Origin of the sequence: Salmonella sp. SJTUF15581, assembly GCF_043356775.1 — a bacterium.
Lineage (GTDB): Bacteria > Pseudomonadota > Gammaproteobacteria > Enterobacterales > Enterobacteriaceae > Salmonella > Salmonella enterica.
On the sequence record NZ_JBEUJY010000004.1, the window covers coordinates 58,184 to 71,063 of the forward strand.

Annotated in this window: 10 protein-coding genes; 1 reads left to right on the top strand and 9 read right to left on the bottom strand. The window is 55.8% G+C overall.

The features are described 5' to 3' along the window. Window positions 1–388 precede the first annotated feature (388 nt). The gene (gene rne, locus ABVN36_RS09325; protein WP_023138619.1) at window positions 389–3,595 is read left to right on the top strand and encodes a ribonuclease E; all 3,207 of its coding nucleotides are present in this window, start codon (window positions 389–391) and stop codon (window positions 3,593–3,595) included. 257 nt (window positions 3,596–3,852) lie between these two features. On the opposite strand, the gene flgL is transcribed toward rne, so the two are convergent. From flgL to flgD, 9 genes are all read right to left on the bottom strand, one after another. Then, window positions 3,853–4,806 carry a flagellar hook-associated protein FlgL gene (flgL, locus tag ABVN36_RS09330; RefSeq protein ID WP_112324607.1) on the bottom strand — a complete coding sequence of 318 codons (954 nt, stop codon included), beginning with the start codon at window positions 4,804–4,806 and terminating at the stop codon, window positions 3,853–3,855. A 14-nt stretch (window positions 4,807–4,820) separates the two neighbouring features. Then, on the bottom strand, window positions 4,821–6,482 hold the full coding sequence (flgK, locus tag ABVN36_RS09335) for a flagellar hook-associated protein FlgK (RefSeq protein WP_000096425.1): 1,662 nt from the start codon (window positions 6,480–6,482) through the stop codon (window positions 4,821–4,823). Between the two features lie 64 nt (window positions 6,483–6,546). After that, complete coding sequence (gene flgJ, locus ABVN36_RS09340) at window positions 6,547–7,497, bottom strand: flagellar assembly peptidoglycan hydrolase FlgJ (protein WP_000578680.1); 951 nt, start codon at window positions 7,495–7,497, stop codon at window positions 6,547–6,549. Beyond that, window positions 7,497–8,594 (bottom strand): flagellar basal body P-ring protein FlgI, encoded by a 1,098-nt coding sequence (locus ABVN36_RS09345; protein ID WP_001518955.1) that lies wholly within the window; start codon window positions 8,592–8,594, stop codon window positions 7,497–7,499. Before ABVN36_RS09345 ends, flgJ begins: the two co-directional genes overlap by 1 nt. Before the next feature lie 11 nt (window positions 8,595–8,605). Further along, window positions 8,606–9,304, bottom strand: coding sequence for a flagellar basal body L-ring protein FlgH (flgH, locus tag ABVN36_RS09350; protein WP_001174897.1), 699 nt, complete (start codon window positions 9,302–9,304; stop codon window positions 8,606–8,608). Window positions 9,305–9,358: 54 nt separating this feature from the next. Beyond that, window positions 9,359–10,141 carry a flagellar basal-body rod protein FlgG gene (gene flgG, locus ABVN36_RS09355; RefSeq protein ID WP_000625851.1) on the bottom strand — a complete coding sequence of 261 codons (783 nt, stop codon included), beginning with the start codon at window positions 10,139–10,141 and terminating at the stop codon, window positions 9,359–9,361. 13 nt (window positions 10,142–10,154) lie between these two features. After that, on the bottom strand, window positions 10,155–10,910 hold the full coding sequence (locus tag ABVN36_RS09360; protein WP_000349278.1) for a flagellar basal body rod protein FlgF: 756 nt from the start codon (window positions 10,908–10,910) through the stop codon (window positions 10,155–10,157). Between the two features lie 20 nt (window positions 10,911–10,930). After that, the gene (gene flgE / locus ABVN36_RS09365; RefSeq protein ID WP_017440965.1) at window positions 10,931–12,148 is read right to left on the bottom strand and encodes a flagellar hook protein FlgE; all 1,218 of its coding nucleotides are present in this window, start codon (window positions 12,146–12,148) and stop codon (window positions 10,931–10,933) included. A 26-nt stretch (window positions 12,149–12,174) separates the two neighbouring features. Then, window positions 12,175–12,873, bottom strand: coding sequence for a flagellar hook assembly protein FlgD (flgD, locus tag ABVN36_RS09370; RefSeq protein WP_000020450.1), 699 nt, complete (start codon window positions 12,871–12,873; stop codon window positions 12,175–12,177). Window positions 12,874–12,880: the final 7 nt, after the last annotated feature.

Consider the following 12,880-nt stretch of genomic DNA (forward strand, 5'->3'; position numbering starts at 1 on the left):
AAGGTTAGCAGTGGAATAATGATGCGGTTTCCGCACCGAAACTTGTTAAAACAAAAAGTTTAGCGGAATAACCCATTTTGTCTGACCGATCATCAACGCAGCAATGGCGTAAGACGTATTGATTTTTCAGACAGTTAGCGGGCTGCGGGTTGCAGTCCTTACCGGTAGATAGGATCTTCTCTGGAGAGTAATGCCCAGGCTGCTTCCCTGATAATTGCGCTGTGTTTCCGTATGAAATACAGGCAACCGACACTCTGCGCCTCTTTGAGCTGACGATAACCGTGAGGTTGGCGACGCGAAATAGTCACGAGGCCATCGGTTCATGCCCGGTAAGGCGTCACCATGCCCGCAGCTTAGTCGTCAACGTAAGAATAATGAGTAAGTTACGATGAAAAGAATGTTAATCAACGCGACTCAGCAGGAAGAGTTGCGCGTCGCCCTTGTAGATGGGCAGCGTCTGTACGATCTGGATATAGAAAGCCCCGGACACGAGCAGAAAAAAGCGAACATCTATAAAGGCAAAATTACCCGTATTGAACCGAGCCTGGAAGCGGCTTTTGTTGATTACGGTGCAGAACGCCACGGTTTCCTCCCGTTAAAAGAAATTGCCCGCGAATATTTCCCCGCTAACTACAGCGCTCATGGTCGCCCGAACATTAAAGACGTGTTACGCGAAGGCCAGGAAGTCATTGTTCAAATCGATAAAGAAGAGCGCGGCAACAAAGGCGCGGCGTTAACCACCTTTATCAGTCTGGCGGGCAGCTACCTGGTGCTGATGCCGAATAACCCGCGCGCGGGTGGTATTTCCCGTCGCATTGAAGGCGACGATCGTACCGAGTTAAAAGAAGCGTTGGCCAGCCTGGAACTTCCTGAAGGGATGGGGCTTATCGTACGTACCGCGGGCGTGGGTAAATCCGCCGAAGCGTTGCAGTGGGATTTAAGCTTCCGCCTGAAACACTGGGAAGCCATTCAGAAAGCCGCTGAAAGCCGTCCCGCGCCGTTCCTGATCCATCAGGAAAGCAACGTCATCGTACGCGCGTTTCGCGACTATCTGCGTCAGGATATCGGTGAAATCCTGATCGACAATCCAAAAGTGATGGAAATGGCGCGTCAGCATATCGCCGCGTTGGGCCGCCCGGATTTTAGCAGCAAAATTAAGCTGTACACCGGTGAAATCCCGTTGTTCAGCCATTACCAGATCGAATCGCAGATCGAGTCAGCGTTCCAGCGTGAAGTGCGCCTGCCCTCCGGCGGCTCTATCGTCATTGACAGTACCGAAGCGTTAACCGCCATCGATATCAACTCCGCCCGCGCGACTCGCGGCGGCGATATCGAAGAAACCGCGTTTAATACCAACCTGGAAGCGGCCGATGAGATTGCCCGCCAGTTGCGTCTGCGCGACCTGGGCGGCCTGATCGTTATCGACTTTATCGATATGACGCCGGTACGTCACCAGCGCGCGGTAGAAAACCGTCTGCGTGAAGCGGTGCGTCAGGACCGGGCGCGTATTCAGATTAGCCATATTTCCCGCTTCGGCCTGCTCGAAATGTCGCGTCAGCGCCTGAGCCCGTCGCTGGGCGAATCCAGCCATCACGTGTGTCCGCGCTGTAGCGGTACCGGCACCGTGCGCGATAACGAATCTCTGTCGCTGTCCATTCTGCGCCTGATTGAAGAAGAAGCGCTGAAAGAGAATACGCAGGAAGTCCATGCCATTGTTCCGGTGCCGATCGCCTCTTATCTGCTTAACGAAAAACGGACGGCAGTTAACGCTATTGAGACGCGTCAGGATGGCGTCCGCTGTGTCATCGTCCCGAACGATCAGATGGAAACGCCGCACTATTCCGTGCTGCGCGTACGCAAAGGGGAAGAAACGCCGACCCTGAGCTACATGCTGCCGAAGCTGCACGAAGAAGCGATGGCGCTGCCTTCTGAAGAAGAGTACGCCGAGCGTAAACGCCCGGAACAGCCTGCGCTGGCGACATTCGCTATGCCAGATGTGCCTCCGGCGCCGACGCCTGTAGAACCGGCGGTTAGCGTCGCCACGGCGAAAAAGGATAATGTTGCCGCCGCGCAGCCTGCCCAGCCGGGTCTGTTTAGCCGCTTCCTTAACGCGCTGAAACAACTGTTCAGCGGTGAAGAAACGAAAGCCGTCGAAACAGCCGCGCCGAAAGCGGAAGAAAAAGCGGAGCGTCAGCAGGATCGTCGCAAGCCACGGCAGAACAACCGTCGCGATCGTAACGAACGCCGCGACACCCGTGATAACCGTGCCGGACGTGACGGCGGCGAGAGCCGCGACGATAATCGTCGTAACCGTCGCCAGGCGCAGCAGCAAAATGCGGAAACGCGCGATACCCGCCAGCAGGAAACGGCGGAAAAAGTGAAAACTGGCGATGAGCAGCAACAGACGCCGCGTCGCGAACGCAGCCGCCGCCGCAATGATGACAAGCGCCAGGCGCAGCAGGAAGTAAAAGCGCTTAACCGCGAAGAACAACCTGTCCAGGAGACCGAGCAGGAAGAACGCGTTCAGCAGGTTCAGCCGCGCCGCAAGCAGCGCCAGCTTAATCAGAAAGTCCGCTTTACCAACAGCGCAGTGGTTGAAACGGTTGACACGCCGGTCGTCGTCGACGAACCACGCCCGGTTGAAAACGTTGAACAGCCCGTTCCAGCGCCGCGTACCGAGTTGGCGAAAGTTGATTTACCTGTCGTCGCCGATATCGCGCCGGAGCAGGATGATAGCGTAGAACCTCGCGATAATACCGGTATGCCGCGTCGCTCCCGCCGTTCTCCGCGCCACCTGCGCGTAAGCGGTCAGCGTCGCCGTCGCTATCGTGACGAGCGCTACCCGACACAATCGCCGATGCCGCTAACCGTCGCCTGCGCGTCGCCGGAAATGGCGTCCGGTAAAGTCTGGATCCGCTACCCGATTGTCCGTCCTCAGGAAACGCAGGTTGTTGACGAGCAGCGTGAAGCAGATCTGGCGCTGCCACAACCGGTTGTCGCTGAACAGCAGGTTATCGCTGCGACCGTAGCGCTCGAACCACAAGCGTCGGTACAGGCGGTAGAAAACGTTGCCGTTGAGCCGCAGACTGTCGCCGAACCACAGGCGCCGGAAGTCGTCGAGGTCGAGACAACGCATCCGGAAGTGATTGCCGCGCCGGTTGATGAACAGCCGCAACTGATTGCCGAAAGCGATACGCCGGTGGCGCAAGAGGTTATTGCTGACGCCGAACCGGTAGCAGAAACCGCCGACGCGTCCATTACAGTGGCTGAAGACGTAGCTGATGTTGTCGTTGTCGAGCCAGAAGAAGAGACAAAAGCGGAAGCGGCTGTTGTGGAGCACACGGCAGAAGAAACCGTTATCGCACCGGCCCAGGTGGTGGAAAAGCCGCAGGACGTTGTCTGCGTTGACGACGATCATAATCACGCCAGCGCGCCGATGACGCGTGCGCCAGCGCCGGAATATGTGCCGGAAACCCCGCACCATAGCGACTGGCAGCGCCCTTCCTTCCACTTTGAAGGTAAAGGCGCAGCAGGCGGACACAGCGCCACACGTCACGCCAGCGCCCCGGCAACACGACCACAGCCGGTAGAATGATGTAAATGCTGATACAAAGCCGACCGCCAGGTCGGCTTTTTTTTATGCCTCTTACAGGGCGATGCCTCACCCCATGGCGTCTTTTAGTCACTCCAGGCGTTTATGAGATTGGGCGGGATAATACGTACGGATGGCGTCGCTACGGGCGCGACAATATGACCACTAACTCAATGACGACTAAAAAATGCCCGCGCCGGGGTGGATGGCGCGGGCAGACAAAACATATCCAGTTTCGTGATATGTTTCAAAAAGAGGCGTTACCGGTTCAACTGGAAAAGCGACATTCCCTGCATGTCGGTAAACGTTTTATAGGACGCCTGTAATGCCGCCTGTTGCATGACGTAGGAGGAAATGACCGAGTTCCAGTCCACATCTACCAGGTTGCTCATCTGCAACTTCTGTCCCAGCGCACGGTCGCTTCCCAGTGAATCCAGCGTACTGAGTTCACTCAGTTGCGTTCCCAGTTCCGCACGAACGGTCAGGACGTTATTAAGCGAATTTTTTAAGCCGCGATTAGTTTTATCAATGGCGGCAGCGGCCTTTTCTTTTTCCACGTCATTGCCTTCCACCGGGGTCTTGAGCGCGGCAATTGCCGTATCGAGCATGACAAACAGATTCTTTTCGGAGTCCGAGCCATCCGGTTCCGGCACCGCATTGCTGGTGATGCTATTAAAAATTTGCGCTCCCGTATGGCCAATTACCATCGTGCGTGCGGAATCCACCTGCTGGGTAACACTTTTCTCGCCGCCATGATAACCACCTGTCGCCTGGTCGAATGGCGCCGCTTCCGTTTTATACCCGGCAAAGATATAGCGACCATTGCCGTCAGTGCTGTTTGCCAGGTTCATCAGCTGATCGCGGATCCCCTGTAAATCCGTCGCCAGCGACGCGCGGTCATCGTCGCTTAACGTGCCGTTTCCGGCATAGACGATTTTTTCCTGCACGGTTTGAATCGCCGTCGTCACCTGACTGAGTACGCTTTCTTCCAGCGACACTTTTTGGGTGGCAAACGTACGCGCCAGGGCGTACTGGCTATTCTGCGCCTGCGCCTGAGAGAGTACTACCGCCTGCGACGCGGCGATCGGATCGTCAGATGGGTTGGTAACGCGCTTACCGGTAGACATCTGCTCGCCCAGCTTCATCCATTCGGCCTGAGAATTAGTGATGCCGCTCATATTTTGTTCGTACATCATCTGGGTACTGATACGCATGTCATCCTTCTCCTTTAGCGAATATTCAATAACGCATCAAACAGCGCATTCGCGGTCTGCAATACTTGCGCATTCGCCAGATAATACTGCTGATAACGCTGCAAATTGCCGTACTCTTCGTCGAGGTTAACGCCGGAAACCGACTGTTGCTGTTTATAAAGCTGTTTAACCACATTCGCCTGCGTGGTGCTGCTGGTTTTCAGCGTTGACGTTTTGTTACCCACATCGCTGACCAACGTGGCGTAAGCATCGTTAAAAGTTTTGTTGCCGCCCACTACATTGCTGTTTTGTAAGTCCAGCAATGCCTGACCATTGCGGTTATCGCTGTCGCCGGTATCCACGTCAGGATCGAGTTTTGACTCAGACGCCATCGCAATCTCGGCTTCATTCGTCACTTTAACGTTCATGTCGACGATAGCATTGCTGACCGGCTTGAGAAGAAAACTGTCGTTTTTCTGTGCGCCGGTCCCTACCGTCACTTTCAGACCGTCAATCTCCAGTTTTCCGTCAGCATCTTTTGTCGCCGTGAAGGTGGTGTTATCCGCAGTGCGAGTAACCTGCCAGTCTGTACCGTCAAAAACAATCTTATAATCCGTCGCCTGAACCTTCGTGCTGTCGACCACCTTAGCGGTTAGCGATACCGTTTTATCGGCATTATTACTGTTGCTATATACCACCGGCGAGCCAATGCTAAAGAAGTCTTTCCCTTTATTGCCGTCGGCGTCATAACCTTTGGTATGCTGCGCGTTAAACGCATCGGCAAACGCCAACGCCAACTGGCCCAGCGTATTACGAGTCTGATCCAGATCCTGAGAACGGAACGTCAGTAGCCCGCCGAGCGAACCGGTGTTCAGCAACTTTTCCGGAATTTCGATGTTACCGGCGGCCTCATCGACATAAGCGACAGTCGTTCGCGTCGGGTCGGCGCTGGAGGGAACCGCCGCCAACTGACGCGCCGTCGACCCCTGCACCAGCGTATAGCCATTGGCCATCGTCAGGTTATAGGTGCCGCCGTCCTGTACACTCACCTCGACGCCAACGATCTTGTTAAGCTCGCTGACCAACTGATCACGCTGATCGAGCAGGTCGTTCGGCGATGCGCCCGCGCCTACGCCCGTCATACGGGAGATTTGATCGTTCAGGTTAGCTATCTGCTTCGCGTAATTGTTGATTTGCGCCACGCTGGAGCCAATCGCGATATTGACCTGTTTATCCTGATCGCGCAGATACTGATCGGTGGTTTTGAACTGGTTTACCAGCCCTTCCGCTTTACCAATCAGCGCCTGACGCGCCGCAGGATCTTCCGCATTACTGACTAACGTTTGCAGGCTGGTAAAAAAACTCTGCAACGAACCAGACAGTGAGCTGGATTTATCGGCCAGCAGGTTGTCGATTTTCGACATCTGTTCATAGCGCGTGGTCAAGCCGCTGCTCTGGTTTTGCGCGCCGCGTAGCTGATTAGTGATAAACGCATCATATTCGCGCTGTACGCCTGAAACGTAAACGCCATTACCTATCCAGCCGCCAGCCCCTAACGTACTGTTTGCCTGCGCCAGAATAGTTGTCTGCCGGGTATAACCCGCAACGTTATAATTGTTGATGTTATTACTGACCGTATTTAACGCGGCCTGCGCGGCGTTAAGTCCGCTCATGGCGTGATTAATCAAGCTGGACATGATGGTTCCTTTTAATCCTTCAATACTCGTTGTTATCGGCAGCGACTACGTGGACTTGAGCAATTTAAAAGAGATTGTCGAGATTCGCGCTGTAGGTTTTGCTGACCTTTTCACTCATCGCTTTCAACTGCTGAATCATGCTGGTCAATTTACGCGCGTAATTCGGGTCAGTGGCGTATCCGGCGTTTTGCAGGGCCACTGCGCCTTGCTCTGCCGTGGCGGCAGTGGTCACGGCAGCGTAGCGTGGGTTACGCGTTAACAGCGCGACATAATCCGATAACGCCTCCAGATACGAGTTATAGACGCGGAATTTCGCTTTCACTTTTTTCGCTTCGCCATTTTCGTATTCAGTGGTGGTGATTTCCGTCACCGGCCCTTTCCAACTGGCGGTCGCTTTCACGCCAAATACGTTATAGCTGGGTTCGCCATTCTCCCGCAGGATTTGCCGCTGCCCCCAGCCGGACTCCAGCGCCGCCTGCGCCAGAATCAGATGATGCGGCACCCCGCTTTGTTCGCTGGCCAGTCTCGCCGGGAGCGAAAGCCGGGCCAGAAAGTCTTTACTGTCGCCGGAGAGCGGCGCATCGCTGCTGTCCGGCGTTTTCGGTATGGCTTTGCGCACCAGTTGGGTCAGCGCCTGATTTTGATAGCTGTTTACCGTCTCCAGGGAGAATTTAAGCGGTACTTGCGGCGCATCATCTGCAGGCATCGTCTGCCCGCCCGTCATCTGTTTAACCATCATATCCGCCAGCCCCAATCCCTTACCGGCGGTCATCTGCTGGGCGATCTGTTGGTCATACATGCTGGTATACAGACGCGTCTGATCGCTGCTGAATAAACCATCTTTGGGTAAAGCCTCGCGCATACTTTTCAGCATCATCTGCACAAACATCCCTTCCACCTGACGGGCCACAGGACGGATATTCGCCGCCGGGTCCTGGCCCGCTTTCGCTTTCAGTTCGTTCAGAGATTGCGCATCCCAGGCCGCGCTGGCCAGCAATTTACCGTCTCCGATCATCAGATGATTTCCAGTTTGGCGCGTAGACAGCCCGCGCTCTGCATGGACTGCAAAATCGACATCAGGTCCATCGGCGTCGCGCCAAGCGCATTCAGCGCACGCACTACGCTGTTCAGATTGGCGCTGGAACGCACGCTCTGTAGCGATCCGCCGCTCTGACGCAAATCTATCTGAGTCTGTGGCGTCACCACGGTCTGCCCGCCGCCAAATGGCGTATTCGGCTGGTTGACGTTGAGCTGACGATTGACTGTCACTGACAAATTGCCCTGCGCCACAGCGCAGCTATCCAGCGTGACTTCCCGATTCATGACCACCGAACCGGTACGCGAGTTGATCACGACTTTTGCATCCTGCGGCGTCACGTTGACTTCCATATTTTGAATGTCCGCCAGAAAACGCACCTGCGAGCTGTTGCCGCTGGGCACGCGCACCTGTACCGTTCGCGCATCAAGCGCAGTGGCGCTGCCGTAACCGCGGGCGCGGTTAATGGCGTCGGTAATTTGCTGCGCCATCGTAAAATCTTCGTCGTTCAATTGCAGATTAATGGTGTTGCCAGCGCCGAACTGAGTCGGCAACTCGCGTTCGATAATCGCGCCGTTAGTGATGCGTCCGCCATTAAGCTGGTTAACCTGCACGCTACTGCCGCCTGCGGAAGCGCCCGCGCCACCGACCAGAATATTGCCCTGCGCCAAAGCATACACCTGGCTGTCCACCCCTTTTAACGGCGTCATTAATAACGTCCCGCCACGCAGACTTTTAGCGTTCCCCATTGAGGAAACGACGACATCGATCGTTTGTCCCTGTCGCGCAAAAGGCGGATACGACGCCGTCACCATCACCGCCGCCACGTTTTTCAACTGCATGTTGGTGCCGGTGGGGACCGTAATCCCCAGTTGTGACAGCATGTTATTCAGCGTCTGGGTGGTAAATGGCGTCTGGGTCGTCTGGTCGCCCGTACCGTCCAGCCCGACCACCAGCCCGTAGCCGATCAGCGAGTTTTCCCGTACTCCCTGGACACTGGTCAGATCCCGGATACGCTCGGCATGCGCCAGAGTGGCAACCAGTGCCAGAACGATTCCTGCAAGAGCTTTAAACACATACACCTCGCTTACATCGGCGACAAATTAAGGAAGAAACGTTGCAGCCAGCCCATATTTTGCGCTTCGTTAATATAGCCGTTCCCGACATATTCAATCCGCGCATCCGCCACCTGTGTCGAGGGAACGGAGTTGCTGCCGCTGATGGTGCGTGGATTTACCACGCCGGAGAAGCGGATGAATTCCGTTCCCTGATTAATCGCGATCTGTTTTTCCCCCACGACGTGTAAATTGCCATTGGCCAGAACCTGATCGACGGTCACGGTCAGCGTGCCGCTAAAGGTATTGCTGGCATTCGCGCCGCCTTTACCATTAAAAGAGTTGCCGCCGGAGGCCTCCATATCCGCGCGGGAATTACCGAATAATCCCTGCAGATAACGCGGTACCGTATCAAAACCAAAGCTGGTTTTGCCGTCGCGGCTGGCATTTGCCGACGAGCTTTTACTGGCGCTGACGTTTTCCTGTAACACAATCGTGAGCGTATCGCCGATATTACGCGGTCGACGATCTTCAAAAAGCGGCTGATAGCCATAATTAATCGGCTGCGCAGACTGAAATATGGAGCCATTCGCCACCGGTACCGGGCCAGGTATCGGCTGCGCCGTGGTCGCCCCCTGCACGAGCGGTTTAGCGGGTATCCAGGCGCATCCTGTCAGCGTCGCGACCATCAGGGCCATAACTGGGTAAGCGTGAAGCGCGTATTTTTGCATTACCTTCATCTTCAAAATCAGGGAGCCGGTGGCGTATCCCCCACCGGCGGCCCCTTAGAGTTGCGTCAGTTTCTGCAGCATCTGATCGGTCGTCGATACTGCTTTACTGTTAATTTCATAGGCGCGTTGAACCTGAATCATGTTCACCAGCTCTTCCGCCACGTTAACGTTCGACGTTTCGACATACCCTTGATACAACAACCCCGCGCCGTTGAGCCCCGGCGTGCTTTCGTTCGGCGCGCCGGACGATTGCGTTTCGATATAGAGGTTCTCGCCGATGCTTTCCAGACCGGTGTCGTTCATAAAGGTGGTCAGGTTAAGCTGCCCGACCTGAACCGGCGCGGCCTGCCCCTGCTGGGTAACGCTGACCACGCCGTCGCGGCCAATCGTGATGCTTAACGCGTTGGCCGGAATGGTGATTGCCGGCTGCACCTGAAAACCGCCCGCCGTCACCAGTTGACCATTCTGATCCACCTGGAAAGAGCCGTCGCGGGTATAGGCAGACGTACCATCCGGCAGCATGACCTGGAAAAAGCCCTGCCCTTTAATCGCCACATCTTTACTGTTGTTGGTCTGCGACAGGTTCCCCTGACTGTGCAGGCGCTCCGTGGCGACCGGACGCACGCCGGTACCGATTTGCAGCCCGGAAGGCAGCGTCGTCTGCTCGGACGACTGCGCGCCCGGCTGGCGGATGGTCTGATACAACAGATCTTCAAATACCGCGCGCTGACGCTTAAAACCATTGGTGCTGACGTTTGCCAGGTTATTGGCAATCACATCCATATTGGTTTGCTGCGCGTCCAGACCGGTTTTGGCGATCCATAATGAACTGATCATAAAATGTCCTGTATTAACTCATCGACAGCAGTTGGTTAGCTCGCCCTTCGTTCTCATCTACGCTGGTGATAACCTTCATCTGCATTTCAAAACGACGTGCGTTGGCGATCATGTCGGTCATGGCTTCAACCGGCTTGACGTTACTGCCCTCCAGCACGCCCGACATAATGCGAATTGACGGGTCGGCGGCCAGTACCGCCCCGCGTTCAGCCTGTGCCTCGGCGGTAAGGCGGAATAAACCGTCATCGCTCCGCTGCACCTCATTGCCTTCCGCTTTGACCAGCTTCAGTCGCCCAACGGGCGCCACCGTGTTTGGCGGGTCGCCGGGATTGAGCGCGGAGATCGTGCCGTCTGCCGCAATGGTGATTTCCGACCCTTCAGGAACGGTAATCGGTCCGCCTTCGCCGATAACCGGATGTCCCTGAATGGTTAACTGCCCGGTCGGGCCCACCTGGATATTCCCGTTACGGGTATATCCTTCAGCGCCATCCGCCGCTTGCACCACCAGCCAGCCGTCCTGCTGTAACGCGACATCCAGCGGACGGGAGGTGTAGTCCAACTGACCCGGGGTCATATCCGCCCCGGGCGTCGACGCCGTAACCAGCGTGCGCGTTGCTAAAGAGAGGCCATCAACAGGCACCGCGCGTAACGCGTTAAGCTGCGCGCGAAAGCCCGGCGTCGAGGCATTAGCCAGGTTGCTGGCCGTTACCGCCTGCTGGTTAAGCGTCTGGCTGGCCGCCCCCATGGCGGTATAAATTGCGTGATCCATTAAGCTATCCCGTCAGGCGCTTAGCGCAGGTTAACCAGCGTATTGAGGATCTGGTCCTGGGTTTTGATGGTCTGCGCATTCGACTGGTAGTTACGCTGCGCGACGATCATATTCACCAGCTCTTTACTCAAATCCACGTTAGAGGCTTCCAGCGCGCCGTTCGTCAGCTTACCGAAGTTGCCGGAACCGGCAGTCCCCAGCAGCGCTACCCCGGAAGCCTGCGTCGCCGCCCAGACGTTATCGCCCTGGGATGCCAGACCTTCGTTATTGGCGAAGTTAGCCAGCACAATCTGCCCCAGCACCTGCTCCTGCTCGTTGGAGTAGTTGCCAACTACGGTGCCGTCGTTGTTAATCTGGTAGCTCACCAGGTCGCCAGGCTTATAGCCGTTTTGATTGGTGGCGACGATGTTATTAGCCCCGGTGTTCTGCTGCATGGAGTTAAGGAAGCTGAGGGAGAAGTTCGCAGGCGTGGCGCCATTAATCTCACCGGTGGTGATCCTAACCGTACCACCAGATTGCAGTATTCCGCTTTTATCGAACTCCAGCGTTGTAGATGGCGTCGTTGGCGCAGTGGCTGCAGGATCGCTGCTGTCATGGGTGTACACGGCCCATTCATTATCTTTGGTAGAGCTTTTAACGAAATAGACGTTCATATCATGGGCATTACCCTGGCTGTCATAAACGGTGACGGTGCCTTTTTTGTTATACGAGTCCGCATCACTCACGCTAAAGGGCGTTTTAGACGGCGCAGGGTCCGTTGAGTTCAGATTCACCTGCATTGACGCGGTGGTGGTCGATTTCGCCGCCATCAGCGTGTTCGGAATGGTGATCGGCGCAGGATTCGCCCCCTGCTGAATGGTCGGCGGCGTACCGGTGGCCGGATAGCCGGTCAACTGCATCCCCTGCATATTGACCAGGTTACGGTTCTCGTCCAGTTTGAACTGGCCGTTGCGGCTATAGAACACGGAACCGTTGCTGTCTACCAGGCGGAAAAAACCGTTCTGGCTAATCGCGACATCCAGCCCGCGCCCGGTGTTCGTTGTCGTACCGTCGGTAAAATCCTGGGTAATCCCCGCCACTTTTACGCCCAGCCCCACTTTGGAACCGGCGAACATATCGGCAAATGATGCCGTACCGGACTTAAAGCCATAGGTGGCGGAGTTGGCGATGTTATTACCGATAACATCAAGGTTGGTGGCCGCAGCGTTCAGGCCGCTAACCGCTTGAGAAAAAGACATGACTGACTCCTGATAAGTGTAAGGGCTTAGATTATTTGCCGAACTTCGTCGAGTGTGGTGGTGCCGTAGGTACCCAGATCCAACAGGTTGCCGTTACTGCCCTTCGTCACGCCCTGTACCAGAGCGAATTGCAGCGGCTGCGCCACCAGTTGCGTTCCGCCATTGCTGGCGGTAATCGCAATGTTGTAAGAACCATTCGGTACCGTTGTTCCGTCCGTTTGCTTACCATCCCAGGTAAAGGTGTGTACCCCGGCTCGCAACTCACCGATCTCCAGCGTCCGTACCACCCGGCCATCTTTATCGGTAATGGTTGCCGTCACTTTGTCCGCAGGCTGTTGCAATTCCACGCCAAACGGCGTCGTGGACGTCACGGCCCCTTCTTCCGCGCCTTTACCCGCCAGAATTGTGGTGCCAGGCACCATAACGCCATGTCCAATCAGCGTGGTCGCCTGTAGGGACTGACTATTATCGATTTGCCCGGAAATAGCCCCCAGCGTCGTATTCAGTTTTTCAATGCCGCTCACGGTACTGATTTGCGCCAACTGCGTCGTTAACTCATTATTTTGTAATGGGTTAGTCGGGTCCTGGTTCTTCAATTGCGCGACCAGTAAGGTCAGGAAACTGCTTTGCAGATCGGCAGCGTTGCTTCCGGTCATCGACCCGCTGCCGGTCGTCGTTTTGACGCCCGTGTTGGTCGGGTCATTCATATTTACGGCAATAGACATACGCGCC

What these genes read in the sequence shown, in the direction of transcription:
- rne (WP_023138619.1), top strand. Translation starts at nt 389, where the DNA reads ATGAAAAGAATGTTAATCAACGCGACTCAGCAGGAAGAGTTGCGCGTC.
- flgL (WP_112324607.1), bottom strand. Translation starts at nt 4,806, where the DNA reads ATGCGTATCAGTACCCAGATGATGTACGAACAAAATATGAGCGGCATC.
- flgK (WP_000096425.1), bottom strand. Translation starts at nt 6,482, where the DNA reads ATGTCCAGCTTGATTAATCACGCCATGAGCGGACTTAACGCCGCGCAG.
- flgJ (WP_000578680.1), bottom strand. Translation starts at nt 7,497, where the DNA reads ATGATCGGAGACGGTAAATTGCTGGCCAGCGCGGCCTGGGATGCGCAA.
- flgH (WP_001174897.1), bottom strand. Translation starts at nt 9,304, where the DNA reads ATGCAAAAATACGCGCTTCACGCTTACCCAGTTATGGCCCTGATGGTC.
- flgG (WP_000625851.1), bottom strand. Translation starts at nt 10,141, where the DNA reads ATGATCAGTTCATTATGGATCGCCAAAACCGGTCTGGACGCGCAGCAA.
- ABVN36_RS09360 (WP_000349278.1), bottom strand. Translation starts at nt 10,910, where the DNA reads ATGGATCACGCAATTTATACCGCCATGGGGGCGGCCAGCCAGACGCTT.
- flgE (WP_017440965.1), bottom strand. Translation starts at nt 12,148, where the DNA reads ATGTCTTTTTCTCAAGCGGTTAGCGGCCTGAACGCTGCGGCCACCAAC.
- flgD (WP_000020450.1), bottom strand. Translation starts at nt 12,873, where the DNA reads ATGTCTATTGCCGTAAATATGAATGACCCGACCAACACGGGCGTCAAA.